This window comes from Microbacterium flavum, from assembly GCF_018717645.1.
GTDB lineage: Bacteria > Actinomycetota > Actinomycetes > Actinomycetales > Microbacteriaceae > Microbacterium > Microbacterium flavum.
The window spans coordinates 65,076-91,999 of sequence record NZ_JAFLHG010000009.1 but is presented as its reverse complement, the minus strand read 5'-3'; the positions used below and the strand labels follow the sequence as shown (position 1 = coordinate 91,999).

General features: G+C 71.8%; 25 protein-coding genes and 1 tRNA gene. 5 read left to right on the top strand and 21 right to left on the bottom strand.

Annotation, left to right across the window (positions count from 1 at the left end; translation table 11 throughout):
* Positions 1 to 21: 21 nt before the first annotated feature.
* From lnt to J0P97_RS10770, 9 genes are all read right to left on the bottom strand, one after another.
* On the bottom strand, positions 22 to 1,614 hold the full coding sequence (lnt, locus tag J0P97_RS10810) for an apolipoprotein N-acyltransferase (protein ID WP_215487800.1): 1,593 nt from the start codon (positions 1,612 to 1,614) through the stop codon (positions 22 to 24).
* The gene (locus J0P97_RS10805) at positions 1,611 to 4,085 is read right to left on the bottom strand and encodes a DEAD/DEAH box helicase (protein WP_215487799.1); all 2,475 of its coding nucleotides are present in this window, start codon (positions 4,083 to 4,085) and stop codon (positions 1,611 to 1,613) included. Before J0P97_RS10805 ends, lnt begins: the two co-directional genes overlap by 4 nt.
* An 88-nt stretch (positions 4,086 to 4,173) precedes the next feature.
* A complete protein-coding gene (gene tatC / locus J0P97_RS10800) occupies positions 4,174 to 4,929 on the bottom strand; it encodes a twin-arginine translocase subunit TatC (protein ID WP_215487861.1) in 756 nt (251 codons plus the stop codon).
* Between the two features lie 68 nt (positions 4,930 to 4,997).
* On the bottom strand, positions 4,998 to 5,285 hold the full coding sequence (gene tatA / locus J0P97_RS10795) for a Sec-independent protein translocase subunit TatA (RefSeq protein ID WP_215487798.1): 288 nt from the start codon (positions 5,283 to 5,285) through the stop codon (positions 4,998 to 5,000).
* Positions 5,286 to 5,351: 66 nt separating this feature from the next.
* Entirely contained in the window at positions 5,352 to 6,311 is a 960-nt protein-coding gene (locus J0P97_RS10790) for a helix-turn-helix transcriptional regulator (protein ID WP_215487797.1), read from the bottom strand.
* Positions 6,308 to 7,327: a helix-turn-helix transcriptional regulator gene (locus tag J0P97_RS10785; RefSeq protein ID WP_215487796.1), complete on the bottom strand. Its 1,020-nt coding sequence runs from the start codon at positions 7,325 to 7,327 to the stop codon at positions 6,308 to 6,310. Before J0P97_RS10785 ends, J0P97_RS10790 begins: the two co-directional genes overlap by 4 nt.
* 20 nt (positions 7,328 to 7,347) lie before the next feature.
* Positions 7,348 to 8,274, bottom strand: a complete 927-nt coding sequence (locus J0P97_RS10780) for an FKBP-type peptidyl-prolyl cis-trans isomerase (RefSeq protein WP_215487795.1) — start codon at positions 8,272 to 8,274, stop codon at positions 7,348 to 7,350.
* A 4-nt stretch (positions 8,275 to 8,278) separates the two neighbouring features.
* Positions 8,279 to 9,295 carry a tRNA (adenine-N1)-methyltransferase gene (locus J0P97_RS10775; protein WP_215487794.1) on the bottom strand — a complete coding sequence of 339 codons (1,017 nt, stop codon included), beginning with the start codon at positions 9,293 to 9,295 and terminating at the stop codon, positions 8,279 to 8,281.
* Positions 9,292 to 10,053, bottom strand: a complete 762-nt coding sequence (locus tag J0P97_RS10770; protein WP_344185122.1) for an HAD family hydrolase — start codon at positions 10,051 to 10,053, stop codon at positions 9,292 to 9,294. The genes J0P97_RS10775 and J0P97_RS10770 overlap by 4 nt, the downstream gene beginning before the upstream one ends.
* 86 nt (positions 10,054 to 10,139) lie before the next feature.
* On the opposite strand from J0P97_RS10770, the gene J0P97_RS10765 reads away from it, so the two are divergent.
* A complete protein-coding gene (locus J0P97_RS10765; RefSeq protein WP_215487793.1) occupies positions 10,140 to 11,030 on the top strand; it encodes a PAC2 family protein in 891 nt (296 codons plus the stop codon).
* Here J0P97_RS10765 and J0P97_RS10760 read toward each other — a convergent pair.
* The 5 genes from J0P97_RS10760 to J0P97_RS10740 all read right to left on the bottom strand — a co-directional run bounded on the left by J0P97_RS10760 (position 11,024) and on the right by J0P97_RS10740 (position 16,587).
* A complete protein-coding gene (locus tag J0P97_RS10760) occupies positions 11,024 to 11,854 on the bottom strand; it encodes an undecaprenyl-diphosphate phosphatase (RefSeq protein WP_215487792.1) in 831 nt (276 codons plus the stop codon). The two genes, J0P97_RS10765 and J0P97_RS10760, sit on opposite strands and share 7 nt — an antisense overlap.
* A 19-nt stretch (positions 11,855 to 11,873) precedes the next feature.
* Positions 11,874 to 13,178, bottom strand: a complete 1,305-nt coding sequence (locus J0P97_RS10755) for a M20/M25/M40 family metallo-hydrolase (protein WP_215487791.1) — start codon at positions 13,176 to 13,178, stop codon at positions 11,874 to 11,876.
* Positions 13,179 to 13,271: 93 nt separating this feature from the next.
* Positions 13,272 to 13,357, bottom strand: a tRNA-Leu gene (locus J0P97_RS10750).
* Between the two features lie 109 nt (positions 13,358 to 13,466).
* A complete protein-coding gene (locus tag J0P97_RS10745; RefSeq protein ID WP_215487790.1) occupies positions 13,467 to 14,576 on the bottom strand; it encodes a VIT1/CCC1 transporter family protein in 1,110 nt (369 codons plus the stop codon).
* Between the two features lie 106 nt (positions 14,577 to 14,682).
* On the bottom strand, positions 14,683 to 16,587 hold the full coding sequence (locus J0P97_RS10740; RefSeq protein WP_215487789.1) for a DEAD/DEAH box helicase: 1,905 nt from the start codon (positions 16,585 to 16,587) through the stop codon (positions 14,683 to 14,685).
* A gap of 98 nt (positions 16,588 to 16,685) precedes the next feature.
* On the opposite strand from J0P97_RS10740, the gene J0P97_RS10735 reads away from it, so the two are divergent.
* A complete protein-coding gene (locus J0P97_RS10735) occupies positions 16,686 to 17,558 on the top strand; it encodes an SGNH/GDSL hydrolase family protein (protein WP_215487788.1) in 873 nt (290 codons plus the stop codon).
* Between the two features lie 46 nt (positions 17,559 to 17,604).
* Here J0P97_RS10735 and J0P97_RS10730 read toward each other — a convergent pair whose 3' ends face one another.
* The gene (locus tag J0P97_RS10730) at positions 17,605 to 18,411 is read right to left on the bottom strand and encodes a TrmH family RNA methyltransferase (protein ID WP_215487787.1); all 807 of its coding nucleotides are present in this window, start codon (positions 18,409 to 18,411) and stop codon (positions 17,605 to 17,607) included.
* A gap of 84 nt (positions 18,412 to 18,495) precedes the next feature.
* Here J0P97_RS10730 and J0P97_RS10725 point away from each other — a divergent pair, with 84 nt between their 5' ends.
* Both J0P97_RS10725 and J0P97_RS10720 read left to right on the top strand, forming a co-directional pair.
* Entirely contained in the window at positions 18,496 to 19,347 is an 852-nt protein-coding gene (locus J0P97_RS10725) for a Sir2 family NAD-dependent protein deacetylase (protein ID WP_215487786.1), read from the top strand.
* Between the two features lie 52 nt (positions 19,348 to 19,399).
* Positions 19,400 to 20,017, top strand: coding sequence for a histidine phosphatase family protein (locus J0P97_RS10720; RefSeq protein WP_215487785.1), 618 nt, complete (start codon positions 19,400 to 19,402; stop codon positions 20,015 to 20,017).
* 3 nt (positions 20,018 to 20,020) lie between these two features.
* Here J0P97_RS10720 and J0P97_RS10715 read toward each other — a convergent pair whose 3' ends face one another.
* From J0P97_RS10715 to J0P97_RS10705, 3 genes are read right to left on the bottom strand one after another with little or no spacing between them, the layout of a single operon-like run.
* Positions 20,021 to 20,848, bottom strand: a complete 828-nt coding sequence (locus J0P97_RS10715) for an HpcH/HpaI aldolase/citrate lyase family protein (RefSeq protein WP_215487784.1) — start codon at positions 20,846 to 20,848, stop codon at positions 20,021 to 20,023.
* The gene (locus tag J0P97_RS10710; protein ID WP_215487783.1) at positions 20,845 to 21,321 is read right to left on the bottom strand and encodes a MaoC family dehydratase; all 477 of its coding nucleotides are present in this window, start codon (positions 21,319 to 21,321) and stop codon (positions 20,845 to 20,847) included. The genes J0P97_RS10715 and J0P97_RS10710 overlap by 4 nt, the downstream gene beginning before the upstream one ends.
* Positions 21,318 to 22,496 carry an acyl-CoA dehydrogenase family protein gene (locus tag J0P97_RS10705; protein WP_215487782.1) on the bottom strand — a complete coding sequence of 393 codons (1,179 nt, stop codon included), beginning with the start codon at positions 22,494 to 22,496 and terminating at the stop codon, positions 21,318 to 21,320. The genes J0P97_RS10710 and J0P97_RS10705 overlap by 4 nt, the downstream gene beginning before the upstream one ends.
* A gap of 127 nt (positions 22,497 to 22,623) precedes the next feature.
* Here J0P97_RS10705 and J0P97_RS10700 point away from each other — a divergent pair, with 127 nt between their 5' ends.
* Positions 22,624 to 23,238 (top strand): TetR/AcrR family transcriptional regulator, encoded by a 615-nt coding sequence (locus tag J0P97_RS10700; RefSeq protein WP_246540236.1) that lies wholly within the window; start codon positions 22,624 to 22,626, stop codon positions 23,236 to 23,238.
* A gap of 63 nt (positions 23,239 to 23,301) precedes the next feature.
* On the opposite strand, the gene J0P97_RS10695 is transcribed toward J0P97_RS10700, so the two are convergent.
* From J0P97_RS10695 to pdhA, 3 genes are read right to left on the bottom strand one after another with little or no spacing between them, the layout of a single operon-like run.
* Positions 23,302 to 24,753, bottom strand: coding sequence for a dihydrolipoamide acetyltransferase family protein (locus tag J0P97_RS10695; RefSeq protein WP_215487781.1), 1,452 nt, complete (start codon positions 24,751 to 24,753; stop codon positions 23,302 to 23,304).
* Complete coding sequence (locus J0P97_RS10690; RefSeq protein WP_215487780.1) at positions 24,750 to 25,760, bottom strand: alpha-ketoacid dehydrogenase subunit beta; 1,011 nt, start codon at positions 25,758 to 25,760, stop codon at positions 24,750 to 24,752. Before J0P97_RS10690 ends, J0P97_RS10695 begins: the two co-directional genes overlap by 4 nt.
* Position 25,761: 1 nt before the next feature.
* The gene (gene pdhA / locus J0P97_RS10685; RefSeq protein ID WP_372449699.1) at positions 25,762 to 26,886 is read right to left on the bottom strand and encodes a pyruvate dehydrogenase (acetyl-transferring) E1 component subunit alpha; all 1,125 of its coding nucleotides are present in this window, start codon (positions 26,884 to 26,886) and stop codon (positions 25,762 to 25,764) included.
* Positions 26,887 to 26,924 lie beyond the last annotated feature (38 nt).

The following is a 26,924-nucleotide window of genomic DNA, read 5'->3' as shown; positions in this document are numbered from 1 at the left end:
CCCCGGACGCCGGTCTCCGCATCAGCCGGAGGCCGGCGTCTTCGTCGTCCCCGCGATGCGGGGGCGGGAGGGGCTGCGGATGGAGCGCCGTCTCACCCACACGCCGATGAGGGCCAGGGCGAGGACACTCCCCCACCCGAGAAGGCTCTGGATCGCGGCTCCCGCAACGACCGCGGGCGTGAGGCCGGTGCGCAGCGGCACAGTCGTCACCATCGCCCCGGGCTCGTCGGCGGGGAGCGCGTCGATCGTCGCGCCGTCCGGGCCGATGACCTGACTCGTGCCGACGGTCGACAGGTTCACGACCGATCGTCCGGTCTCGATCGCGCGCATCCGCGCGAACGCGAGCTGCTGCAGGTTCTCATCGGTTCCGCGGAAGTCGGCGTTGTTGGTCTGGAACATGTACACCTGGGCACCTGCCTGAGCCCCGTCGCGGATCACGTCGTCGTAGATCACGTCGAAGCAGATCGCGAGCCCGACCGGCACTCCCCCGATGTCCACAGCCGGGGTCACCGTCCCCGGGGTGTACTCGCGCTGGATGAGGTCGATGAGGTCGGGCGCGAACATCCGGTAGAACCACCGGTCCGGCACGTACTCGCCGAAGGGGACCGGGTGCCGTTTGTCGTACGTCTGGACCGGGTTCTGGGCGCCCTGCTCCCAGACGAGTGACGAGTTGAAGTACTCGTCGCCGCGCTGCGTGACCGCGCCGAGCAGCAGAGGCGCGTCGACGCGTCGGGCGAGGGCGTCGAGTTCGCGCGCGACGGAGGTGTTGTGCGTCGGGTCGGCGTCGACCCCGCCTTCGGGCCAGAGCAGCACATCGAGGTCCTCGCCCTCGATGGGCTTCGTCGCGGCGAGCTGCGCGCGGAACACGTCGTAGGGCGCGCGCTGATCGAAGTAGCCGGCCGGACCGTTCCCCTGCACGGCCCCCACCCTCATCGTCCCCGCGTCCGTGGTGGGGAACTGCGGCAGGGCGAGGAGGAGGACCACGGTCGCCGCCGCGGGCGCGAGCCCCCACCCTCCGCGGAGCCGCCCGTGCCGCGCAACCTCCACCGCGCTCGCGCAGAAGAAGACGATGAGGAACGACAGACCGCTCATCCCGGTCCACGAGGCGACGTCGGCGAGCGGCGAGGACGCCTGGGTCACCCCGATCCGCGCCCACGGGAACCCGCCGTAGGGGAAAGTGCCCAGGAGCTCCTCCCGTGACACCCAGAGGCCGGCGACGAGCGCGGGAAGGGCGACGGTCCGCCCCCATGCTCCGGGGGCGAGGCGCGGCACCCACCGGTACGCCCACGCGATGGGTGCGGCCATCGCCGCGGTGAGAGCCGCTTCCAGCACGGAGAGGGCGATCCACGGCACCGGGCCGAGGTAGCGCGCCGTGAACGACAGGTTGACGAAGAAGAGCGCGGCGCCGAAGACGAAACCGACGAGGACCGCGCTCCATCCCCGACGGCCGATGAGACCCACGAGGGCGAGCGGCACCGCGACGAAGACCGCAGGCCACCACGACAGCCCCGGGAACGCGAGCGTGAGGACGAGACCGCCGGCGGCCGCCGCGACGAGGGCGCCCCAGAGCGGGAGGCCGCGCGGGGATCGGTGCGGCGTCGTGCCGACGCTCACTGCGACCCGTAGACGACGATGCCGCGCCGCACGGCGTCGAGCGCCCGGCGTGCCGTGACGGCCACCGGCCCGGCGGCCACCATCGAGAGCTGGTCGAGGAGGTCGATCGTCTGCTTGCTCCAGCGCACGAAGTCGCCGGCTGCGAGGTCCGCCTCGTCGAGCACGCGATCGAGCGAGGCGCCGCGCGCCCAGGAGTGCATCGCGCGCGCGAGCCCCGTCGCGACCGGTTCGCTGCCGGGGAGACGATGATCCTGCTCGAGATCGTCGAGACGAGACCACAGGATCTGAGTGGCGCCGAGCGCCTCGCGGAAAGGGCCCCGCGGGAGGCCGTGCTCCCCCGCCCCGGCCTCATCGCGGCGCGGCTCGTACACGAGGCAGCTGGCGAGAGCGGCGAGCCCGGGGGCATCCAGCGACGTCCACAGTCCCTGCCGCAGCGCTTCGGCGACCAGAAGGTCGCGCTCCCCGTAGATGCGCTTCATCGTCGCGCCCGCCGGCGTGAGCACGGTGCTCCCGTCGGCTTCGACCCGCACATAGTCCAGGGCCGCGAGGACGTCGACGACCCGGTCGAACACACGCGCCACCGTCCCCGTGCGCGCGTCGATCTGCCGTCGGATCTTCTCGACGCGTCGATCGAGCTTCGCGTACCGCTCGCCCCAGCGGGCGTGGGCCTCGCGGTCGGGGCAGGTGTGGCAGGGGTGGCGCTGCAGGCGGGTGCGCAGGGACTGGATCTCGTGCTGGCGCCGGTCGCGGATGCGGGCGGGAGCCGGGCGGTCGGCGCGATTCAGCTTCTCCAGGTCACTGAGTTCGCGGCGCAGCCCGGCGTACTCGACGAAATCGCCGCGATCGCATGACATGGCCTTCGCGTACCCGGCGAGGGACTCCTCGGCATCCTTCACCTCTCGCGCGAGGCCCACGACGGCGCGATCCGCCTGGAACTGGGCGAAGGAGGATTCGAGGATCTCCCGCGCCTGCTCGCGGCCGAACCGGTCGATGAGGTTGACCGCCATGTTGTAGGTGGGGCGGAAGCTCGAGTTCAACGGGTAGGTGCGCCGCGAGGCGAGCGCGGCGACCGCCTGCGGATCCAGCGCCTCCGTCCACTGGATGACCGCGTGCCCCTCGACATCGATGCCGCGGCGGCCGGCGCGCCCGGTGAGCTGGGTGTACTCCCCCGATGTGATCGCGACGCGGGCCTCGCCGTTGAACTTCTCGAGCTTCTCGAGCACCACCGTCCGGGCGGGCATGTTGATGCCGAGGGCGAGGGTCTCGGTGGCGAACACGACCTTCACGAGCTTCCTGCGGAAGAGCTCTTCCACGACCTCTTTGAACGCCGGCAGGAGGCCGGCGTGATGCGCAGCGATGCCGCGCTCGAGGTTCTCCCGCCACTCCCAGTACCCGAGGACATGCAGGTCGTCCTCCGCGAGGGTGCGTGTGCGCTCGTCGACGACGCGGCGGATCTCGTCGCGCTCCTCGCGGGAGGTGAGCCGCAGCCCCGATCGGCGCACCTGCTGGACGGCGCCGTCGCACCCGGCGCGGCTGAAGATGAAGAAGATGGCGGGCAGGAGGTTGGCGCGCTCGAGGAGCTGGACGACCTGCGGGCGGTCCATCCGCTCGATGCGCTGCACGTTCGCCGTGCGGACCGGACGGCGCCCGCCCCGCGGGGGGCGGCGCTCCCCCGCGGCGTACCCGCCGCGCGAACGGAATTCTTGCGCCTGACGATTGTTCTCGTAGCGCGATCCACTGCCACCGCGGATGCGCATGAGCTCCTGGTTGACCTGCGCCGTCGCGATCCCCGCGCGGTCATCGAACAGCGGCAGCAGATCGTTCCGGACGAGGACGTGCTGTTCGAGCGGGACCGGACGGATCTCGGAGACGATTACCTCGGTGTCACCGCGCACCGTGTCCAGCCAATCGCCGAACTCCTCCGCGTTGGACACGGTGGCGGAGAGGGACACGAGGCGAACCTGCGGCGGGAGGTGGATGATCACCTCTTCCCACACGCCGCCGCGGAACCGGTCGGCCAGATAGTGGACCTCGTCCATGACGACGTAGCGCAGGCCCGCGAGCGCCGGCGAGTCGGCGTAGAGCATGTTGCGCAGGACCTCGGTGGTCATCACCACGACCCGAGCGCTGCCGTTGATGTTGGTGTCGCCGGTGAGCAGGCCCACCTGGTCCTCGCCGTAGACCTCCTGCAGCTCGCGGAACTTCTGGTTCGACAGCGCCTTCATCGGCGTCGTGTAGAACGCCTTCTCGCCCGCAGCGAGCATCGCGAGGTGGATCGCGAACTCCCCGACGATCGTCTTGCCGGCACCGGTGGGCGCCGCGACGAGGACGCTGCGCCCGTCTTCGAGCGCCTGGCACCCGGCGATCTGGAAGGGATCCAGCTCGAAGCGCTGCGCGGCGGCGAACGCGGCCGTGAGCGGATGCGCGCGCCGGGACTGCGCCTCGGCGTACCGCGCGGCGGGGTCGGTCATCCGGCGGTCGTCCCCGCCTCGCCTGTGCACCTGCGTCCTGTCACCGGGCGCCACGACCTCATGGTCCTCGACGTCATGCTCCTCGACCTCATGCGCTCGTGCCGAGTTCGGCGCGGGCGCGCTTGGCGCGACGGCGATCGAACAGCATCGACAGTCCGGCGGCGGCGAAGAAGAGGACGATGAGGATGCCGGCGAGCAGCAGCATGCTCACGATGTCGGCGGCCGGGGTGGCGAGACCGGCGAACCCGACCGCGATCAGCACGGCAACGCGCCAGGACTTCAGGATGGCCATGCCGCTCATGATGCCCGCGAGGTTCAACGCCACGAGGAAGACCGGGACGACGAAGGAGACGCCGACGACGAGGATCAGCTTGAAGACGAAGTCGTAGTAGTACTTCGCCTCGTACAGGTTGTCGGCGCCCTCCGCGGAGAAGGTCGCCATGATCTCGACGATGTGGGGCATGACCCACCAGCCGACGAAGCACCCGGCGAAGAAGAGCGGCACGGCGGCCGAGACGAAGCCGACGGTGTAGCGCACCTCTTTGCGGGTGAGTCCCGGCATGAGGAATGCCCACAGCTGCCAGAGCCACACCGGCGCCGACAGGATGATGCCCACCGCGAAGGAGATCCGCAGGCGCAGGTCGAACGGCCCCGTGATCGTGGAGTACATGAGGCTCACCGCGGAGCCCTCCCCGCGCTGCTCCGCCACCATGCGGATCGGCTCGGTCATCGCCCAGATGATCCAGTCGGTGAGGAGGTACGCGAGGACCATCCCCACCACGAGGGCGATGAGCCCGATGATGAAGCGTCTGCGCAGTTCGGTGAGGTGCTGCCCGAGCGACATGCGCTTGTCGCGACGAGGGGGGTCGTCCGTTCCGAGCGACGGGTGTTCGGCCGTGGCCACGATCCCGGTCAGGGCTTGAGGTCGGGAGCGCCCGGCTCGACCCGCGTCACGTCGACCGGAGCCTGCACGGACGTGGGGGCCGGTGCGACGGGAGACTCGGGTGCGACGACGGAGGCAGCGGTGCCGGCCGATGCGGCGTCCGCATCTTCATTCTTCATGGCCTTCATCTCGCCCTTGAAGATGCGCGCGGACTGACCCATGCTCTTCGCGAGCGCCGGAAGCTTGGCGGCGCCGAACAGGAGCAGGATCACGATCAGGAGGATCCACAGGTGCGGACCGGCGAACAGGTTTCCCATTGTGTCCTCTTCTCGGAAGCTTTCCGTCAGTCTACCCGCGGATCCCGGCGAAGCGGTGAGCGCCGCTCAGCGATACAGTTGCAGGCCCTCGCGGGCCCACTGCGCGGCCGCGGCGCGCACGTCGGCGGGCGCGACGATCTCCAGATCGCCGCCCAGGCGCGCCGCCTCCCGCTTGAGGCTGCGGGCGTCGCCGAGCCGGATGCGGGCGGAGCGGGCATCCCCGTCGTCGGGCCCGCTCTCGAGCACGAAGTCCTGCAGGAGCGCGGCCGCCCGCGAGCGGTACCGCACGTCCACGGCGACGTCGGTGTCGGCCGGTCCGAACAGCTCCGGCACCGCGTCGGCGCCGTGCGTGATCGGGATGTCGGTGAGGCGCACCCCCGACACCCGGTCCAGGTGGAACGTGCGCATCGCCTGGCGCAGATGGCACCACCCCTGCAGATACCACTGCCCGTTGGCGATGTGGACCTTCACCGGGTCCACCGTGCGCGTCGTCGCAGGGGCATCCGGAGCGCGGTAGTCGAACGACACCGCGACGCCCCGCCGAGCGGCGTCGGCGACAGCGACACGCACCTCGTCGACCGCCTGGGGGGCCACGATCACGTCGACGGGTGCGCTCGAGGCGCCCCGGGAGAGCTTCGCGAGCAGCCCCTGCACGATGCCGGAGTCGCCCACGCCGGGGAGGGACGCCGCCACCTGCAGACCCGCGAGCAGCGCGGCGGCCTCGCGGGCGCTGAGCCGGGGTGTGCGCTCCAGTCCGACCGAGTTCGTGATGACGATGGTGTCCTGCTGGTCGAGGAGGTCCCAGTCGATGTCGAACAGGTCGTTCGCCATCTGCCAGAAGCCCCCGTCGCCGGGCAGGCCGATGACGGTCAGCTTCTCCACCATCGTGCGCATCTGGTCGGGGGTGACGTCGAAGTCCTCCGCCGCCTCGGCGAGTGTGACCTCGCCCTTGCCGATGAGGTACGGGACGAGCTGCAGGATGAGCGCCGCGCGATCGGTCGCGAGGAGGGGGCGTGTCCGGGTCATCGGGAGGACGCCTCCGTCCCGTCCGACTCGCCGCCGTGCAGAGCGAGCACCCGCTCCAGCCGCGCGATGACCGCGTCGCGGAGCGGGGCGGGCTCGACGACTCGCACCTCCGGGCCGTAGGAGGCGAGCTCGTCGGCGAGGATGTGCAGGTCGACGAACGGCACGAGGAAGCCCTGGTCTGCCGGCTCCGCGCGTCGCTGCAGCCGGAGCGCCGCCTCCGTGCCGGGGGTGATCTCCACGAGCGCACGCTGGCGGCCGGCGAGATCCGCGAGCCCGGCGAGCGCCCGGTCCCCCGCACCGTCCCGCTCCGCCAGGTCGAACGAGGTGCGGGTGATCTCGACGTCGGACACGATCCGCGAGAGCAGGAACGTGCGGGGTTCGCCCTGGTCGAGGTCGAAGCCGTAGACGTGCCATCGCGCCTCGTACTCGACGAGGGCGAGCGGGCGGATGCGGCGGCGACGCGCGGCATCCTCGCCCGCCTTCAGATAGGAGAAGTGGACCACGCGCCCCTGCTCGATCGCGCTCTGCAGCGGGCGGAACGCGGTCTCGCGCAGGCTGATGCGCGGCGAATAGCCGATGATCGGCGCGTCCACATCGATGCCGAGCGCCCGGATCTTGCGCAGTCCGCTGCGTGCGTCGGCGGACATGGAGCTCTCGCTCCACACGCCTCCGGCGAGGTTCAGGACGGCGAGTTCCGCGGGGCTGAACTGGATGTCGGCGGGAAGCTCGTACTCCGCCGTCGGGATCCGGTAGCGCGCCTCGCGCAGGTCGTCGGGGTCGGCGTAGTCGCCGATCGTCTCCACCTGGATCCCGAGGCCGCGGAGGGTCTGCTTGTCGCGCTCGAACATCTTCTCGAGGGCGTCCTTGGACGCCCCGGCGCTGGACTGCTCGCGGTAGCCGGTGACCGAGGAGAGGATCGTGTCCTTCGTCAGCCCCTGCTCGGTCGCCATGAGGGCGACGACGAGGTTCACCAGGCGCTCCTCGGGCGCGGTGCGGGACGGGGACTCGGTGGGCACCCGCCCATCCTAGAGGCGACTCAGCGGGTACCGGCGGCGGCGGCGGGCGGGTCGATGCCGAGGATGTCGACGACGTAGACGCTCGCCGCGGAGCCCGCGCCGTCGGCGGGGACGACGACGAGGAGCTGCGATCCGACGGTCGCTCCGACGAGCTCGGCGGCGAAGGGCACGCGCGACTGAGAGGTGATCGGCACCGACGCGCCGTCCTCCCAGGTCGACTTCGTCACCTTGCGGGTCGCCCAGTCGACGGCGGTGAACTGCACACGCGCCGTGTCGTCCGCCGTGATCTCCGGCCCGGTGCCCTTCAGGAGGGTCTCGGTGACGAGCTCCTCCGGCGCGGCGGCGTCGGGCACGATGATGCCGGGGCGTCCTCCGGGGGCGACGACGACCGACGGCATGCCGGGGCGGTCGTTGTACTGCGAGGCGCCGTCCGCGGCGGCGAGGTACACCTTCGTCAGGTCGATGGCGACGACGATCGACTGGTCGGCGCCCACCCCCCAGCTCTGCGCCGCCTGCTCGGACAGACCCGACGCCGGGATGGTCGCGAGGATGCGCGAGCCCTCGGTCGCACACATCATCGCGTCCGCGAGGCCGGCGTAGTTCTCGCGCCAGTCGGTCAGCGCCTGCGGCGGGGTGGCTCCCCCGGCGACCTGCTGGCCCGACGCCCCGCTGAGGATTGACACGCTGAAGATGACATCCTGAGCGTCGGTCGTGAGCCGGGTGCCGTCGCCGACGGTCTCATCGACGTGCTGGGTCGCATCGACGGTGATGGGCGCGTCGATCTTCACCTGCGGCGTCCCGAAGTCACCGGAGGCATGGATGACGTCGAACACCGACGACGACGAGTCGGTGCGCTCGCAGGTCGCCTCCGCGGGGCCGGCGGCGCACGCGGCGAGGGTCAGAGCGGACAGGCCGAGGACGGCCAGGACGGCAGGGATCCGATGCACCGGATCAGTCTACGTCCGCGTCCGGTGTCGCCCTGTCCGCAGCGACCCGTGCGCCGTCGACGGCGCGCTGGGCCTCGCGGACCCGCTTGCGGAGATTCTTGTCGGTGATCTCCCGATCACCGACCGCCCCCGGCGTCCAGGCCTCGACATCAACATCCGCGTAGCTCGGCTTCTTCAGAGCGCGCTTGCGGACGTCGGGCGGCACGGCGCCCGGAGCGAGCCGGCGTGCGGTGATGAGGAAGCCGGTGTGGGCGACCATCCGGTGGTCGGGGCGCACGGCGAGGCCCTCGACGTGCCATCCGCGCACCATCGTCTCGTTCGCCTCCGGGTCGGTGAACAGTCCGGTGGCCCGGATGTACTCGGCGACGCGACTCAGCTGGGTGGCGGTGGCCACGTAGCAGAGCACGACGCCGCCGGGGGTGAGCACGTCGGCCACGGCATCGATGCACTCCCAGGGCGCGAGCATGTCCAGGACGACCCGGTCGACCGTCCCGGGCTGGGCGGCGCCGGGGAGCTCCTCGACGAGGTCGCCGACGACGACCTCCCACGAGGCGGGGTCGTCCCCGAGGAACGTCTCCACGTTGGCGCGCGCGACCTGTGCGAACTCCTCGCGGCGCTCGAACGAGATGAGCCGCCCCGACGGCCCGCTCGCGCGGAGCAGCCAGAGCGAGAGCGCACCGGATCCGACACCGGCCTCGACGACGGTCGCGCCCGGGAAGATATCGGCGGATGCCAGGATCTGCGCGGCATCCTTCGGGTAGACGATCGCCGCGCCGCGCGGCATCGACATCACGAAGTCGCGCAGGAGCGGGCGGAGGGCGAGGTACTCATGGCCGCCGGAGTTCGTCAGCACCGATCCGTCGGGCTGCCCGACGATCTGCGCGTGCTTCAGAACGCCGTGGTGGGTGTGGAGCTCGCCCGCGTCGCGAAGCGTGACGGTGTGCATGCGCCCTTTCGGGCCGGTGAGCTGGACGCGGTCACCGAGGCGGAACGGGCCGCTGGGTCGGAGGTCGGCGTTCACGCGGAGACCCTTTCGTCGGGAGCGGCGCCCGGGGTGGGGTGGCCGGCGCGTCGCGCCTCGTGCGCCCGGATGAGGTCGTCGAGGGTGCGGTCTTCGAGCGTCGCCCACAGGGCGTGCGCGCCGGTTCCGTCCAGAGGCACCATGAGCGGCACGCCGATCGTGGTGACCCCGGCGGCGGTCGCTGCGCGCACTCCCGTCGGCGAGTCCTCGATCGCCAGCGCATCGTCGGGGTTGACGCCGAGGGCGGCGCAGGCCTGCAGGTAGGGGTCGGGGAAGGGCTTCGGGCGGGTCACGTCGTCCCCCGCCACGACGAGGTCGAACGCGTCGAAGCCCATCTGGTCGGCGACCGTCGTCGCCATGCTGCGCAGCGACATGGTGACGAGGGCGGTGGGCACTCCGGCGCGGCGAAGGCCCTGGAGGAGGGCGACGGCGCCGGGGCGGAAGGGGTTGCCCTCCGTCGCGAGGCGATCCTGCACCGTGGCCGTGAGGTGGTCGACGATGTCTCGGACCGACATCCGCACGCCGGCATCCTGCAGGATCTCGGCGGAGCGGTCCAGGCCGCTGCCGACGAGGGTGAGGGCCTGCTCGTGGGACCACGAGCCGCCGAAACTCTCCACCAGGGCCGTCTCGGCATCCATCCAGAAGTGCTCGGTGTCGACGAGGGTGCCGTCCATATCCCACAGCACGGCGGCGGGCAGGCCCCGCCGGTCGTGATTCGGAGGCGCGGCGGAGTCGGGCGTGGAACCGGTCGAGGACATCGTTCCATGCTACGGCGTCGCCGCGCGCGTCCCCCGGCCCGCGCGTATCGTAGGGGGGATCGGATTCACGGACGGCGAGGAGCGGTGTGGACGAACTGGGTCAGCGGGTGCTCGTGGTCGCGTTCGACGGATGGAACGACGCGGGCGAGGCGGCCTCGGCCGCCGTCGCGCACATCCGGGAGACCGGGGACTACCGCGAGGTGTTCGCCGTCGACCCCGAGCTGTACTTCGACTACCAGTACACGCGTCCGCAGGTTCGGCTCGACGCCGACGGCTCGCGCCGGCTCGTCTGGCCGGATGCCACGGTGTGGCGCCCCGGCGAAGAGGCGGACGGCGCTCGGCTGTGGCTGCTCAGCGGGTTCGAACCGGCGCGGGCATGGCAGGCGTTCGTCTCCGAGCTGATCGACGCGGCGCTGCAGGAGGACATCACCGGCATCATCGCCCTCGGCTCGATGATGTCGGACGTCCCCCACACGCGTCCGATCTCGGTGTTCGCGGGGAGCGAGAACGACGCGCTGCGCACCGCCCTCGGCCTCGAGAAGCCCACGTACGAGGGACCCGCCGGCATCCTCACCGTCCTCTCGACCGCCGCGGAGGCGGCAGGGATCCCGTGCGCGGCGCTCTGGGCCAGCGTGCCGCACTACGTCGCAGGGCACTCGCCGTCGCCGAAGGCCACCCTCGCGCTCCTCGATCGACTCACCGAGCTGACCGGGGCCGTCATCCCGCGCGGTGAGCTCCCCGCCCAGTCGCTCGCCTGGGAGGCATCCATCGACGCCGCCGCGTCGGATGACGAGGAGATGACGGAGTACATCCACCAGCTCGAGCAGACACGGGACACGTGGGACTCGCCCGAGGCGTCGGGCGACGCGATCGCGCAGGAGTTCGAGCGCTACCTCCGTCGTGGCGGCGACGGCCACGGCCACGGCAAGGGCCCCGGGGGGCCGAGCCGCGACTCGGACGGCCCGCGTCGTCAGTAGGCCTGCAGCACCCCGAGGCTCAGCAGGACGATCAGCACGATCCCGAGGACCAGTCGGTAGAGGACGAACGGCAGGAAGCTGCCGCGCTTGAGGTACTGCATCAGGAACGCGATGACCGCGAGGCCGACGACGAAGGCGATCACGGTCGCGACGGCTGTCTCCGCGCCCGTGAACACGGACGAGCCCGGCTCCTTGATCGAGTGGTACAGCTCGTAGACGCCGCTGCCGAAGACGGCGGGCACCGCGAGCAGGAAGGCGACCTCCGCGGCGACGGGGCGCGTGTACCCGAGCGCGAGCCCCATCGTCGTCGTGGCGCCCGAACGCGACACGCCCGGGATGAGGGCGAGGGACTGGGCGAGTCCGAGTGCGAGGCCGTGCGGGTAGGTGAGGTCCTCCTCGTTGCGCGTGCGCCGGCCGAGGGCATCGGCGGCGCCGAGGATCAGGCCGAAGACGATGAGGACGATCGCGACGAGCCAGAGGTTGCGGAACGTGTCACGGATGACGTCCTGGAACAGGAAGCCGAGGATGCCGATCGGGATCGTGCCGATGATGACGATCCAGCCCATCCGCGCGTCGGCGTCGCCCCGGGGTACGCGGCCGGTCAGCGACCCGAACCAGCGCCCGATGATCCGGACGATCCGCTTCCAGAAGTAGACGAGGACGGCAAGCTCCGTGCCCAGCTGGGTGATGGCGGTGAACGTCGCACCGGGGTCGACCGCAGAGGGCAGGAACTCGCCGATGATGCGCAGATGGGCGCTCGAGGAGACCGGCAGGAACTCGGTGAGTCCCTGCACGATGCCGAGGATGATCGCGTCGAACAGCATGGATGCCTCTCGGAGGACGTCAGTAGGAACGGAGGAGGTCGGTCAGCACCTGCTGCCCGAACACGAGCGCGTCGACGGGGACACGCTCGTCCACCCCATGGAACATACCGGTGAAGTCGAGGTCTGCGGGAAGGCGCAACGGCGCGAACCCGTACCCGACGATCCCGAGCTCCGCGAGGGCCTTGTTGTCGGTGCCGCCCCCCATGAGGTACGGCACGACCGGGACACCCGGGTCGTGCCGCTCGAGCGCCTCGACCATCGCCGTCACGAGCTCCCCCGCGAACGGCACCTCGAGTCCGATGTCGCGGTGCGAGATCTCGACCGCGATGTCGTCGCCGACGATGCGCTGGATCTCCGCGAGGACGCCGTCCTCCTGCCCGGGAAGCGTGCGCACGTCGATCGTCGCGACGGCGGTGTCGGGGATGACGTTGTGCTTGTACCCGGCGGTCAGTCCCGTGGGGTTCGTCGTCGTGCGGAACGTCGAACGTAGGAAGCCCGCAGCAGGGCCGGTCGCCTCGGCGACCGCGTCCGGATCACCGGGGTCGGCGCCGCAGATCTCGGCGAGGCCGTCGACCGTCTGTCGTGTGGTCTCGGTGAGCTCCACCGGCCAGACGGCACGCCCGAGCGCCGCAACGGCCTCTGACAGGCGCGTGACGGCGTTGTCGGGGTGGAAGCGGCTGCCGTGGCCGGCGATGCCGCGCGCGCGCAGACGCATCCAGACGAGCGCCTTCTCCCCCACCTGGAGCAGGTAGGCCCGGCCGTCCCCGACGGCGATCGAGTACCCGCCGACCTCGCTGATGGCCTCGGCCGCGCCGGCGAACCACTCCGGGCGGTCGCGGACGACCAGCTGCGAGCCTTCGACGCCGCCGTTCTCCTCGTCGGCGAAGAAGACGAGGATGAGGTCGCGCGCCGGGCGCTCCCCTGCCCGGAGGATCTCCGCGACAGAGGCCAGGATCATGGCATCCATGTCCTTCATGTCGACCGCGCCGCGGCCCCACAGCATGCCGTCCGCGATGACCCCGGCGAACGGGTCGACGCTCCAATCCTCGGCGACGGCGGGGACGACGTCGAGGTGGCCGTGCAGGATCAGCGCCGGTGCGCCCGGGGTGCGCCCGGCCACACGGGCCATCACGTTCGTACGCCCGGGGATCGGCTCGTAGTACTCCGGTTCGAGTCCGAGTGACACGAGGAATGCGCCGACGTACTCCGCCGCTTCGCGCTCGCCGTTGCTGCGGCCCTCACCGTAGTTCGTCGTGTCGAAGCGGATGAGGTCGCGCGCGATGCGCACGACCTCGGGGAGGGCCTCGTCGGGGGTGTGCGCCATGGCGACCACGCTACCCCCGAGGCCGGGTGCCGACCGACGAGAACGGCCCCCGACCCGGGTACTTCACCCCGGGTCGGGGGCCGATCTGCTCTGTGCGCGAGGGGGGACTTGAACCCCCACGCCCGTTAAAGGGCACTAGCACCTCAAGCTAGCGCGTCTACCTATTCCGCCACCCGCGCAAGGTGGTTTCGGTGCTTTCGCAACCGAGGATCGACACTACCACGTCCCACACGGAACCTGGAATCGAGGCCACGCTTCGGGCGCGTCACCGCCCCCGACGACCCGCGCTCACGCCGCCGACACGCCGAACAGCAGGCCCAGCAGGTACGTGACGGCGGCCGCGCCGAACCCGATCGCGAGCTGTCGCAGGCCCCGTCGCAGCGGCGGAGCACCCGAGAGCAGCCCGACCATCGCACCCGTCGACAGGAGCGCGACGCCTACCAGGACGAGCGCGAGCGTGACGGCGGCCAGTCCGCTGAGCCCGAAGATCCACGGGAGCACGGGGATGATGGCGCCCGAAGCGAAGAACAGGAAGCTCGAGACCGACGCCCCCAGCGCGCTCCCGACGACGTCGTGGTCGCGCTGCAGGGGAACGGGCCCCGTGACCGGATCGGGGCCGGCGGTGCGGGATGCCTCGAGCACGCGCCGGGCGCGCTGTTCGGCTTCGGGCTCGGGCATCCCGCGGGTGCGGAACACGAGGGCCAGTTCGTTCGCGTCGAGGTCGAGGTGCGGGAAGGCGGCGTCGGCGTAGTCGCTCGGTTCCGTGGCATCCAGCATCTCCCGCTGCGAGCGGACCGAGACGTACTCCCCCGCACCCATGGACAGTGCGCCGGCCAGGAGGCCTGCGATGCCGCTGAACAGGACGAACTGCGGGGCGACACCCGTCGCGCCGATGCCCATCACGAGGGCGAGGTTGGAGACCAGGCCGTCGTTCGCGCCGAACACCGCCGCGCGGAACGTGCCCGACAGCCGCCGCCGACCGCGCGCCGCGAGCCCGCGCACGACTTCGCGGTGCACACGCTCGTCGGCGGCCATCTGCGCGGTCGCATAGGGCTCGGTGTCGTACGGCGAGCGGTCCTCCGCGTTCTGCGCGAGCGCGAGCACGAAGATCGAGCCGAAGCGGCGCGCCATCCAGCCGAGCGACCGCGAGGAGAGGCTCGGGGCCGGCAGGCGCGCCGGCTCGCCGCCGAGGAGGTCGAGCCAATGCTGCTCGTGACGACCCTCGGCATCCGCGAGCGCCAGCAGGATCTCCCGCTCCTCGCCCTCGCGTCGCCGGGCGAGCTCGCGGTACACGCGCGCCTCGGCGCGCTCATCGGCGAGGTAGTGCGCCCAGCGGCGTCGGTCGGCAGCGGTCGGCGCCCGGGGCGCGGAAGACGTCGGGGAGGGGGTCGCGTTCACCGCTCCACGCTAACGAGCCGGACGCCTCGGGGGGCTGCGCGCGGCGGTATTGCCAGCATTTCGGGCCTCCGAACCGGACCCTGCGCGGGGCGGCCCGTCGTCGTCGTCAGGAGTGAACGCGGCGGCGGAGGACCTCGATGCGCGCCTGCAGCTGCGCCACAGTCGCACGGGCGACCTCGGGACCGCCGCAGATCCGGCGGAGCTCGGCGTGCACCTGCCCGTGTCCCTCGCCGCTCTGGCGCGCGTACAGCCCGACGAGACTGTTCAGGAGCTGCCGCTGTTCGCGCAGGGTCCGGTGGAGGGCGGGCGGCAGCGACGCGTCCAGGCCGCCACCCGCGGGCGCCGCCTCGACCGTGCCGCCGGCGCCCGATGCCGCCCCCTCGCCTGCGCCCTCGCGCGCCTCGCGGACGCGTCGGTGGCGGCTCTGCCGAGCCTGACGCTGCATGAGGAGTTCGTGCACGTGCTCGGGTTCGAGCAGGCCCGGAAGGCCGAGGAACTCCTCCTCTTCGGGTGTGCCCGGAACCGCCAGCTCGCCGAACTCGCGACCGTCGAACAGGACGCGGTCGAAGTGGGCGACAGAGCCTAGCGCCTGATAGCGGAACTCCTGCTCCAGCTCATCGGAGGCCTTGTCCTCGCGCTCGGCGTCGGCGAGCAGCGTGTCCTCGAGGCCGTCGTCGTCGCCCGACTCGCGGTCCAGGGCGTGGTCGCGCTCACGCTCCAGCTCGCCGGCGAGGGCGAGGAGGACGGGCACATTCGGGAGGAACACGGACGCCGACTCGCCGCGCCGGCGCGCGCGCACGAAGCGGCCGACGGCCTGGGCGAAGAAGAGCGGCGTCGAGGCGCTGGTGGCGTACACGCCGACGGCGAGGCGGGGGACGTCGACGCCCTCCGAGACCATCCGGACGGCGACCATCCACCTGCTCGTCGCGTTCGCGAACTGCTCGATGCGCCCCGACGCCGCGGTGTCGTCGGAGAGGACGACGGTGGGCGCCTCGCCCGTGAGTCGATGCAGGATCGCGGCGTAGGCCCGCGCGGCGGTCTGATCCGTCGCGATCACCAGCCCCCCGGCATCCGGGACGTCCTGGCGCACCTCGGACAGGCGCCGGTCCGCGCTGCCGAGGACGGCGGGGATCCAATCGCCCTCGGGGTCCAGGGCCGTCCGCCAGGCCTGTGCGGTGACGTCCTTCGTGTTGTCCTGGCCGAGGTGGGCCTCGAGCTCATCGCCCGCGTTCGTCCGCCACCGCATCTTGCCCGCATAGACGAGGAACAGGACGGGACGCACCACGCCGTCCGCCAGTGCGCGCCCGTAGCCGTAGTTGTAGTCCGTGCGCGAGAGCCGGATGCCCTTCTCGTTCGGGTGGTACTCCACGAACGGGATCGGTGCGGTGTCGCTGCGGAACGGGGTGCCGGAGAGGAGGAGCCTTCGCGTCGCGCGCCCGAACGCCTCCCGCAGGGCGTCGCCCCAGCTGAGCGCGTCCCCTCCGTGGTGCACCTCGTCGAGGACGACGAGCGTGCGCCGCTCGTCGGCGAGGTGGCGGTGGACTGACGCCTTCACGGCGACCTGCGCGTAGGTCACTGCGACGCCGTGGAACTGGCGGGCATGGGTGCGCTGGCGGTTGCTGAACCGGGGGTCGAGGCGGATGCCGACGCGCGCCGCGGCATCCGCCCACTGCGTCTTCAGGTGCTCCGTCGGCGCGACGACGATGATCCGCTCGATGACCCCGCGCCGCAGGAGCTCGGAGGCGAGGCGCAGGGCGAACGTCGTCTTGCCGGCGCCGGGTGTGGCCGCGGCGAGGAAGTCGCGCGGGCCGCGCCCGACTCCTTCCGGGCCGTCGGCGGAGAAGTAGGTCTCCAGCGCTTCGGCCTGCCAGGCGCGGAGGTTCTGCGCGGTGCCCCACGGCGCGCGCTGGGGGAAGGCGGGTGAGAGGTGCTCGGCGGCGAAGCTGCCGAAGTGCTCCTGCTCGGTGCTCTCCTCCGGCCGCTGTTCATCACCCCGTTCGTCCCCTGTCACGAGTGACCACCCTAAACGACCCCGCCGACAGGGCGGCCCGGGTAGCCTCGAGACGGACCACGAGTCATCTCGGAACGGACCACGAGTCAGGGAGAGTCATGCGAGGCAACGAACCGGCCCCCGACGAGCATCGCTCGCCGTACGTCCCCAACGAGAGCGCCCACCCCTGGCGACGGATGGTCGCGATCGGGGATTCGTTCACGGAGGGGATCGGGGACCCGATCCCCGGGACCTCCGGCGACCACCGAGGCTGGGCCGACCGCGTCGCCGAGGTGCTCGCCCGGCAGGTGGACGATTTCGCCTACGCGAACCTCGCCGTCCGCGGCAAGCTCATCGGCCAGATCGTGGCAGACCAGGTGGAGCCGGCACTCGCCCTCGCGCCCGACCTCATCACGTTCTCCGCAGGGGGCAACGACGTCATCCGACCCGGAGGCGACCCCGATGCGGTCGCCCAGCAGTTCGAGGATGCCGTCGCCCGCCTGAGCTCGCAGGGGGCCACCGTCGTGGTGTTCACCGGCGTCGACACCGAATTCACGCCGGTGTTCCGCGGCATCCGGGGCCGCGTCGCCATCTACAACGAGAACATCCGCGCCATCGCGGATCGCTACGACGCGATCGTCGCCGACCAGTGGGCGCTCAAAGAGGTGCAGGACATGCGCTTCTTCGACGATGACCGCCTGCACTACAACGCCCTGGGGCATCACGAGATCGCGCGGATGGTGCTGCGCGCGCTCAACGTGCCGAACGACCTGCAGCCCCTGCAGCCGGATCCCCTCCCCGCCCTCACGTGGCGCGAGGCGCGGGGGAACGACCTCGTCTGGGCGCGCGCGCACCTGGTGCCCTGGGTGCTGCGGCGACTCCGGCACCAGTCCTCGGGCGACAACATCACCGCGAAGCGGCCCGACGCCCTCCCGGTGATGACTGAGGCCCCCGGCCGCGACCGCACCGAACGTCCGGGCTCGATCGTCTGAGTCCGCCGCGGCTCAGCGCAGCGCCAGCGTCACCGGAGCGTTGCGCTCAGCGCAGCGCCCAGAGTGCGACGGCGGCCGCCGACGCGACGTTGAGCGAGTCCACTCCCCCGGACATCGGGATGGTCACGACCGTGTCGGCCGCCTCGATCGCGCGGCGCGAGAGACCATCGCCCTCCGTTCCGAGGACGAGCGCCACCCGCTCCGGGCGATCCGCCGCGAACACATCGAGCGGGACCGCTCCCTCCGCCAGCGCGAGCGAAGCCAGATGGATGCCGGCGTCGCGGAACACCTCGCGGTTGGCGACCCACGGTCCCCCGCGACCGTCCGGCATCCGCGTCCAGGGCACCTGGAAGACGGTGCCCATGCTGACCCGGACGCTCCGTCGATACAGGGGGTCGGCGCACCGCGGGCTCACGAGGACGGCGTCGGCGCCGAGGCCGGCCGCGGCGCGGAAGGCCGCGCCGACATTCGTGTGGTCGACGATGTCCTCGAGGATCAGCACGAGGCGCGCGCCGGCGATGACATCCGCCACCGGGGGCAGGGCGGGACGGTGCATCGCGGCGAGGGCGCCCCGGTGCACGGCGTAGCCGGTCAGCTCCTCGGCCACGGCATCCGAGACGACGTACACGGGCGCGTCCGGGGCGAGACCCTCGGCATCCTCCCGCCACTTCTCCTGCACGAGGAAGGAGCGCGGGCGGTGACCGGCCTCGATCGCCCGGGCGATCACCTTGGCGGACTCGGCGATGTAGAGGCCTTCGGCGGGCTCGCGCACGCGGCGCAGCGCGACGTCGGTGAGATCCCGGTAGTCGCCGAGTCTCGGGTCGGCGGGATCGTCGATCAGGACGGCGGGCATGCGTCCATGCTCGCACGCGTATCCACGGCGGCGCGTAACCTGCCCGCAAAGCGAGGGGCGTAGGCTTCACGGCGGAGGCCCGCCATGACGACCGTCTGGGAGTTCGATACGCCCACGGAGGCGGCCCTCGGCCGCGCCGTGGATGCGCTCGCCGGGCGCCGTATCGCCGTCCTCACCGGCGCCGGGATGTCGACGGACTCCGGCATCCCGGACTACCGCGGTAAGGGGGCGCCGACGCGGACCCCGATGACCGTTCAGCAGTTCCTCTCCAGCGACGCGGCCCGCCGCCGCTACTGGGTCGGCAGCCATCTCGGATGGAAGGCGTTCGCCGCCGCCCGCCCGAACCGCGGCCACGAGGCGCTCGCCGCCCTCGAGCTCGCGGGGCTCGCGACGGGCGTCATCACCCAGAACGTCGACGGCCTGCACGTGCGCGCGGGCAGCCGACGCGTCGTCGAGCTCCACGGCACCATGCGACGCGTGCTGTGCACGCACTGCGGACAGGTGTTCGACCGCCGCGATCTCACCCTGCGCGTCGAGCGCGACAACCCGTGGATCACCGTCCCGGATGCCGTCGAGCTCGGGCCTGACGGCGATGTGCTGCCCGCCTCGAGCGACGGCTTCGTCGTGCCCACCTGCAGCGTGTGCGAGGGGATGCTCAAGCCCGACGTCGTGTTCTTCGGCGAGTACATCCCGCTCACGATCTTCGCCGAGGCCGAGCAGCTCGTCGCCGCGAGCGACGCCCTCCTCGTCGCCGGCTCCTCGCTGGTCGTCAACTCCGGCATCCGACTCCTCGAACGCGCCCGCCGGCGGAAGCTCCCCGTCGTGATCGTCAATCGCGGGCAGACCCGCGGCGACACCCGCGCGACCGTCAAGATCGACGCGGGCACCACCGAGGTGCTGCAGGCGCTCGCGGAAGCTCTGCCGGCCGCGCGCTGACCCTGACCGGCCGCCCGGCGATCGTCCAGCCGCGCCGCCGTAGGCTCGAGGGGTGACGACTCTCCTCCTCGTGCGCCACGGCGAGACCGACTGGAATGCCGCGCGGCGCATCCAGGGCTCGACCGACATCCCCCTCAACGACACCGGGCGTGTGCAGGCCGCCGAGACCGCGGCGCAGCTCGTCGCCCGGTTCGACGAGATGCTCGGTGGAGCCCATCCGCTCATCGTCTCGAGCGACCTCTCCCGCGCGCGCGAGACCGCGCAGATCATCGCGGCCGCCTTCGGCGCAGACGAACCCCGCCTCTATCCGCACCTGCGTGAGCGCGCGTACGGCATCGCCGAGGGGATGACGGTCGAGGACTACCGCGCTCGGTACGGCGAGTTCAACCGCGACAACGTCCCCGGCGCGGAAAGCGACCTCCAGCTGCGCATCCGTGCCGTCGATGCCGTGCGCCGCGTCGTACGGGACGCCCGCCGGCGTCACGCCCCCCTCGACGTCCCGGTCATCGCCGTCGCGCACGGCGCTCTCATCGGACAGCTCATCCGCCACGCGAGTGCGGGAGAGCTGCCGCTGCCGGGCGAACGGCTGGCGAACGCGTCGACGCATGCCTTCCTCGTCGAACGGGACCGGCTCAGCGTCCAGTCCTACGCGGCGGTGCCGATCGGCTGACTCTCAGCGCGCCCCGCGGGAGAGGAGCGCCCGCGCGTGGCGGAGCACCGGTTCGTCGACCATCCGCCCCTCGAAGCGGAAGACGCCCCGCTCCTCGGCGGCGGCATCGAGCACCCCGCGAGCCCACCGCAGCGCCGCCTCGTCCGGACGGTAGGCGGCGCGGATCGCTTCGACCTGGCCCGGATGGATGCAGGCGGATGCCGCGAAGCCGCTGGCGGCGGCATCCCGCGCCTCGCGGCGCAGGCCCTTGTCGTCGGCGATGTCGACGTGCACCGCGTCGATCGCTCCCTTTCCCGCCGCCGCGGCGGCCAGCAGCACGCGGGAGCGGGCGTAGCGGGCGACGTCCCGATAGGCGCCGGCGACGCGCCCCGGCTTGGGCGCCTTGCGGCTCGACGTGCCCCCGATCGCGGCGACGAGATCCTCCGCGCCCCACATGAGCGCGACGACGTTCGCGGCGTCCGCGATCTTCTCCGCCGTCGTGACGCCCCGCGGGGTCTCGCACAGGGCGATGACGTCGAAGCGCCGGTCGATCCGGGCGATCTTCTTCGCCGACTCCGCTTTGGGGACCATGATGAGACGGAAATCGGTGTGCGAGAGCGTCGCCATGTCGGCGTCGAAGTCCGCTGAGTCGACGGCGTTCACCCGCACGATGACGCGCGCGGGATCCACGTGCGCATCGATGAGCGCACCACGCGCGGCGGCCTTGTGGTGCGGAGCGACCGCGTCCTCGAGGTCGAGGATCGCGGCGTCGGCGCGGGAGAGGGCGGACGCGTACCGGTCCGGCCGATCGGCGGGGCAGAACAGCAGCGCCGGGCCGAGGGTGAACGTCATGTCTCCTCCGTCGGGGTCGCCCACATCAGCGCGACGCGCGTCGCCTGCGCGACGACGTCGCCGTCTTGGTTACGACCAGTGTGCCGCATCGTGACGACCCCCTGACCCCTGCGGGACGAGGACGGTCGCGCGCCGAGGATCTCCGTCGAGGTGTACAGCGTGTCGCCGGTGAACAGCGGGTGCGGGAAGGAGATGTCATCGAGACCGAGCTGCGCGACGAGGGTGCCCTGAGTGAGCTGCGCGACCGATGCGCCGACCATGGTCGCGAGCGTCCACATCGAATTCATGAGCGGGCGGCCGAAGGGCTGGGTCGCGGCGAACGCGGCATCCAGGTGCAGGGCCTGCGTGTTCATGGTGAGCGAGGAGAAGAGGACGTTGTCGGCGTCCGTCGCCGTGCGTCCCGGCCGGTGCGCGTAGACCGCGCCGACCACGAACTCCTCGAGGTAGAGCCCGCGCTGGACGATCTCGCTCACGCCGCACTCCCCATGAGCCCGAGACCGCGCGCGAGGACGAGGAGCTGGACCTCGGTGGTGCCCTCGCCGATCTCGAGGATCTTCGAGTCTCGGAAGTGCCGGGCCACGGGGTACTCGTTCATGAAGCCGTTGCCGCCGAAGATCTGCGTGGCGTCGCGGGCGTTGTCCATCGCGGCGTCGGATGCCGTGAGCTTCGCGATCGCGGCCTCCGCGCCGAACGCGCGGCCCGCGTCGCGCAGCCGCGCGGCGTGGAGCCAGGCGAGCCGCGCGGTGTGCACCCGGGCCTGCATGCGGGCGATCATGAACTGGATGGACTGGCGTGACCCGAGCCGGTCGCCGAACACCTGACGCGTCTGCGCGTAGCCGAGCGCGGCTTCGAGGCATCCCTCGGCGGCTCCGGTCGCGAGCGCGGCGATCGCAACGCGTCCCTCGTCGAGGATGCTGAGGAAGTTCGCGAACCCGCGTCCGCGCTCCCCCAGGAGGTTCGCCTCGGGCACGCGGGCCTGATCGAACGACAGCGGGTGGGTGTCGGAGGCATGCCAGCCGACCTTGTCGTACGCGGGGCCGACCGTGAAGCCGGGGGTGCCGTTCGGGACGATGATCGTCGAGATCTCTTTGCGGTCGCCACGGCGCCCGGTGACGGCGGTGACGGTGACGAACCGGGTGATGTCGGTGCCGGAGTTCGTGATGAACTGCTTCGCGCCGTCGATCACCCACTCGCCCTCCTCGAGCCGCGCGGTCGTGCGGGTGCCGCCGGCATCCGACCCCGCCTCGGGCTCGGTGAGCCCGAACCCGGCCAGTGCGCGGCCCGCGAGCAGATCGGGCAGCAGCTCGTCGCGCTGTGCGTCGGTGCCGAAGCGGAAGACGGGCATGGCGCCGAGACTGACACCCGCTTCGAGCGTGATCGCGATCGACTGGTCGACGCGGCCGAGCGCCTCGATCGCAAGCCCCAGGGCCACGTAGTCGCCGCCCTGGCCCCCGACCTCCTCGGGGAAGGGCAGGCCGAACAGGCCGAGCTCCCCCATCCCCCGGACGACCTCCAGCGGCAGTGTCTTGGTGCGGTCGGCCTCGTACGCGCGCGGCGCGACCTCTTCGTCGGCGAAGGCGCGCACCATCGCGGCCAGTTCGCGCTGCTCTTCGGTCAGTCCGTAGGCCGAGAGGTCCAGAACACCCATGCCATCTCCTTCGATGCGGTCCGCGTCACGATCAGGTCACAGGCGCCACGCCGCGCTTTTCGAGCGTCGACACACCGGGTTAGTGTTCCTTAACCGAATGACATCAGGTTAGCGAGGATTAACTGGGATGGCAATGCACCCCTCCACGACCGCGGCGACCGGTCGTGACCGCGCGAAGGCCGAGCGGCACGACTCGCTCCTGCACGAGGCCGCTGCCCTGTTCGCCGAGCGCGGGTTCGACGGCGTGAGCCTGGAGGACATCGGCTCGTCGGTCGGGATCACCGGGCCCGCGGTCTACCGTCACTTCCCGAGCAAGCGGGCCCTGCTCGGAGCCATCCTCCGGCGTGCCAGCGAGCGGCTGCTCACCGGGGGGCGCCGCGTCCTCGCGCGCGAGGCCGGCCCGCGCGACCAGCTGCGGGAGCTCATCGACTTCCACGTCGAGTTCGCCCTCGCGGATGCGGAGGTCATCCGCGTCCAGGATCGCGACTTCGCGCGCCTGAGCGACGATGACCGTCACGTCGTACGGCGGCTGCAGCGCGAGTACGTGGAGCTGTGGACCGATGTGCTCGCCCGCCTGCACCCCGACCGCGCCGCCGCGGACCTGCGGGTCCGCGCCCACGCGGGGTTCGGCCTCATCAACTCGACCCCGTACTCGGTGCGAGCGCTGCGGGACGTCCCGAGCGACGACGCCGTCCACGACATCCTGTCCGACATGGCCTTCGCGGCTCTGGCCGCCCACTGACGGGGCCGAGGGCGGTGCACCCGAGGCGGCGGGTCGGGCGCCCCCGCGCCCGACCCGACACCCTCACGCCAAGAGCATCGCGCGGCCCGGCTCGCGCAGGATGTCCCCGACCGCGGCGAGGAAGCGCGACCCCTGTTCGCCGTCGACGAGTCGGTGGTCGAACGACAGACTGAGGGTCATGACGTCGCGCAGCGCGACGGCGCCCTCGTGCTCCCACGGGCGGGGCCGCACGGCTCCGAGTCCGAGGATCCCGGCCTCCGGAGGGTTCAGGATGGGGGTTCCCGCATCCACCCCGAACGTGCCGAAGTTCGTGATCGAGAAGGTGCCGCCGGTGAGGGCGGCCGGCGCCGCGCGCCCGGAGCGGGCCGTCTGCGTCAGGTCGCGGATCGCGTCGGCGAGGGCGGCGAGTCCGAGCTCGTGCGCGTCCTGCACGTTCGGGACGATGAGCCCCCGCTCCGTGGCGGCGGCGATCCCGAGGTTCACGTAGTGGAACTGCACGATCTCCCCCGCCTCCTCGTCCCACCGCGAGTTCAGCGACGGCTCCGCGCGCAGCGCCAGGCAGACCGCTTTCGCGACGACGGCGAGGATGCCGATACGGTGATCGGCCAGGCGGCGGTCGGCGCGGAGGCCGGCGACCAGGCGCGTTGTCTCGGTGACGTCGACCTCGAGGAAGCACGTGACGTGCGGCGCCGTGAACGCGCTGCGCACCATCGCCGCCGCCGTCGCCTTCCGGACGCCGCGGATCGGCATCCGCGTCTCGCGGTCCGGGTGACTCCCCGGGTCGCGGCGCGCGGCATCCGCGGATCCGCTCTGGCGGACATCCGCCGGGGGCGCCGACGCCGGCGCGCCACCCGGGACGCGCGCAGCGAACCGTTCGACGTCCTCGCGCCGGATGATGCCCTCCACACCCGATGCCTCGACGAGCGCGAGGTCGACCCCGAGCTGCTTGGCGAGCTGCCGCACCGGCGGGGTGGACCGGGGGCGCTCGTGGCGGACGTCGAGCGGCGGCGCCTCATCGACGGCGTCGTGCGGCGCGGCCTCCAGGATCGAGGAGTCGAGGGCGGCGCCCGCGGATGCCGCCGGGCTCCCGGCGCGCGCGCGGCGCTGCGGTCGCTGCGACCCCCGTGGGGCGGCGCCGTAGCCGACGAGGTTCGGCACGGCCGTCTCGGCCTCATCCGCAGCGGATGTCCGGCTCGCGCGCGAGTCCTCGGTCCCGGCCGCCTGCGCGAGGGTCGGGCCTGAGGCCCCGGCATCCTCCGCCGCGGCACCCTGGGGCTGCGGCACCTCGATCGCGATCAGCGGGCTCCCCACCTCGACGACGGCGCCCGTGTCCGCGTGCAGCTGGTGGACAGTGCCGGCGAACGGCGAGGGCAGCTCGACGATCGCCTTGGCGGTCTCCACCTCCGCGATCGGCTGGTTGAGAGTGACGGTGTCGCCCTCCGCGACGAGCCACTGGACGATCTCGGCCTCGGGCAGACCCTCGCCGAGATCGGGCAGACGGAACTCCGAGATCACTGGGCCACCCCCGAGAGGCTGTTCGGGCGGTCGAGGACCCGGTCGACGGCGTCGAGGATCCGATCGAGGTCGGGCACGTGGTGCCGCTCGAGCTTGGCGGGCGGGTAGGGGATGTCGTGCCCCGTCACCCGCACGGGGGGTGCCTCGAGGTAGTGGAAGCACTGCTCCGTGATGCTCGCGATGACCTCCGCGCCCACGCCGGCCTCGCCACCGGCTTCGTGTGTGATGACCACGCGCCCCGTCTTGCGGACGGACGCGGTGAGCGTGCGATAGTCGACCGGTGAGAGCGAGCGGAGGTCGATGACCTCGATCGAGATCCCCTCGTCCTCGGCTGCGGCGGCGGCATCGAGCGCCGTCACGACCTGAGCGCCGTACGCGAGCAGCGTGACGTCGGAACCCTCTCGGGCGACCCGCGCGAGACCCATCGGCGGGGCGTCGGCGACATCGGCGTCGGTGTCGACCTCGCCCTTCGTGTGGTACAGCCGCTTCGGCTCCAAGAAGACGACCGGGTCGTCGCAGGCGATCGCCTGCTGGAGCACCGTGTAGGCATCCTGCGGGTTCGACACCGCGACGACGCGCAGTCCCGCCGTGTGCACGAAGTAGGCCTCCGGCGACTCGGAGTGGTGCTCGGCGGCGCCGACGCCGCCCGCCCACGGGATCCGGATCGTGATCGGCATCTTCACGCGGCCCCGGGTGCGGTAGTGGAGCTTGGCGACCTGGCAGACGATCTGGTCGAAGGCGGGGTAGACGAATCCGTCGAACTGGATCTCCACGACGGGACGGAAGCCGCGGTATGCGAGCCCCACCGCGGTGCCCACGATGCCCGACTCCGCCAACGGGGTGTCGATCACCCGCTGGGGTCCGAACGAGTCCAGCAGCCCATCGGTGATGCGGAACACGCCGCCGAGCTTGCCGATGTCCTCCCCCATCACGAGGACGCGGTCGTCGCGGCGCATCGCGGAGGCGAGGCCGGCGTTCAGGGCCTTGCCCATGGTCAGCTGAGCCATCTCAGGCCTCCTCGTCTGCGAAGCCGTCGAGGTAGGACGCGAACCGCTCGCGCTGCCGGCTGATGCCCGAGTGCGGCTCGGCGTAGACGTCGTCGAGCACCTCGATCGCCGGGCGCGTGCGGGCGGTGAGGACCGCGTCGCGCATCGAGGCGGCGACCCGGTCGGCGGAGGCGGTGACCTCGGCGTCGAACGCATCGTCGTAGGCGCCGATGCGGCGCAGGTGCGCTTCGAGTCGGAGCAGCGGATCGCGGGCGCGCCAGCGCTCCACCTCCTCCTTGTCGCGGTAGCGGGTGGGGTCGTCGGAGGTCGTGTGCGGACCCATCCGGTAGGTGACCGCCTCGATGAACACGGGACCCTGTCCGGTGCGGGCATGATCGAGCGCCCACCTCATGGCGGCGGCGCACGCGAGGACGTCGTTGCCGTCGACGCGCAGGCTCGGGATGCCGAAGCCCGGCGCCCGCCCGGCGATGGGGTAGCGCGACTGCACGGTCACCGGCTCGGAGATCGCCCATTGGTTGTTGGAGCAGACGAACACGACGGGTGCCGAGAAGGAGGAGGCGAAGATCATCGCCTCGTTGACGTCGCCCTGGCTGGTCGCGCCGTCGCCGAAGTAGCAGACCGCGACCTGGTCCCCGCCGTCGCGCTGGATGCCCATGCCGTAGCCGACGGCGTGGAGCGTGTGCGCGCCGATGATGATCTGCTGAGGGGCGAGGTTCAGCTCGCGCGGGTCGTAGGTCGAGTGGACCTCTCCGCGCCACGCGAGGACGAGATCGGCGGGGCGGGCGCCGCGGGCCAGCAGCACCCCGACTTCGCGGTAGGAGGGGAACAGGAAGTCGCCGGCGCGGCATACGCGGGCACTGCCGATCTGGATCGCCTCCTGCCCCTGCGCGGGCGCCCACAGACCCAGGTGCCCCTGGCGCTGCAGCGCGACGCCCTCGAGGTCGGCGCGGCGGGCGACCGCCATCTCGCGGTACAGCTCGCGCAGCTCGTCGACGTCGATCGCCTCGGCCCACGCATCCAGTCGGGCGTCGCTCACGCGTTCGCCGTCGGGGGTGAGGAGCTGGGCGAGCTCGTCGATGTCCTGCGCGTGCGCAGTCTCGGTGATCAGGGTGTGCATCGTCGTCATCCCTTCGGGTCGTACCGAGGTCTCGTGGACCTCGGCAC

What these genes read in the sequence shown, in the direction of transcription:
- J0P97_RS10805 (WP_215487799.1), bottom strand. Translation starts at nt 4,085, where the DNA reads ATGACCGACCCCGCCGCGCGGTACGCCGAGGCGCAGTCCCGGCGCGCG.
- tatC (WP_215487861.1), bottom strand. Translation starts at nt 4,929, where the DNA reads ATGTCGCTCGGGCAGCACCTCACCGAACTGCGCAGACGCTTCATCATC.
- tatA (WP_215487798.1), bottom strand. Translation starts at nt 5,285, where the DNA reads ATGGGAAACCTGTTCGCCGGTCCGCACCTGTGGATCCTCCTGATCGTG.
- J0P97_RS10790 (WP_215487797.1), bottom strand. Translation starts at nt 6,311, where the DNA reads ATGACCCGGACACGCCCCCTCCTCGCGACCGATCGCGCGGCGCTCATC.
- J0P97_RS10770 (WP_344185122.1), bottom strand. Translation starts at nt 10,053, where the DNA reads ATGTCCTCGACCGGTTCCACGCCCGACTCCGCCGCGCCTCCGAATCAC.
- J0P97_RS10760 (WP_215487792.1), bottom strand. Translation starts at nt 11,854, where the DNA reads ATGCTGTTCGACGCGATCATCCTCGGCATCGTGCAGGGACTCACCGAG.
- J0P97_RS10755 (WP_215487791.1), bottom strand. Translation starts at nt 13,178, where the DNA reads ATGGCGCACACCCCCGACGAGGCCCTCCCCGAGGTCGTGCGCATCGCG.
- J0P97_RS10735 (WP_215487788.1), top strand. Translation starts at nt 16,686, where the DNA reads ATGCGAGGCAACGAACCGGCCCCCGACGAGCATCGCTCGCCGTACGTC.
- J0P97_RS10730 (WP_215487787.1), bottom strand. Translation starts at nt 18,411, where the DNA reads ATGCCCGCCGTCCTGATCGACGATCCCGCCGACCCGAGACTCGGCGAC.
- J0P97_RS10725 (WP_215487786.1), top strand. Translation starts at nt 18,496, where the DNA reads ATGACGACCGTCTGGGAGTTCGATACGCCCACGGAGGCGGCCCTCGGC.
- J0P97_RS10715 (WP_215487784.1), bottom strand. Translation starts at nt 20,848, where the DNA reads ATGACGTTCACCCTCGGCCCGGCGCTGCTGTTCTGCCCCGCCGATCGG.
- J0P97_RS10705 (WP_215487782.1), bottom strand. Translation starts at nt 22,496, where the DNA reads ATGGGTGTTCTGGACCTCTCGGCCTACGGACTGACCGAAGAGCAGCGC.
- J0P97_RS10700 (WP_246540236.1), top strand. Translation starts at nt 22,624, where the DNA reads ATGGCAATGCACCCCTCCACGACCGCGGCGACCGGTCGTGACCGCGCG.
- J0P97_RS10690 (WP_215487780.1), bottom strand. Translation starts at nt 25,760, where the DNA reads ATGGCTCAGCTGACCATGGGCAAGGCCCTGAACGCCGGCCTCGCCTCC.
- pdhA (WP_372449699.1), bottom strand. Translation starts at nt 26,886, where the DNA reads ATGACGACGATGCACACCCTGATCACCGAGACTGCGCACGCGCAGGAC.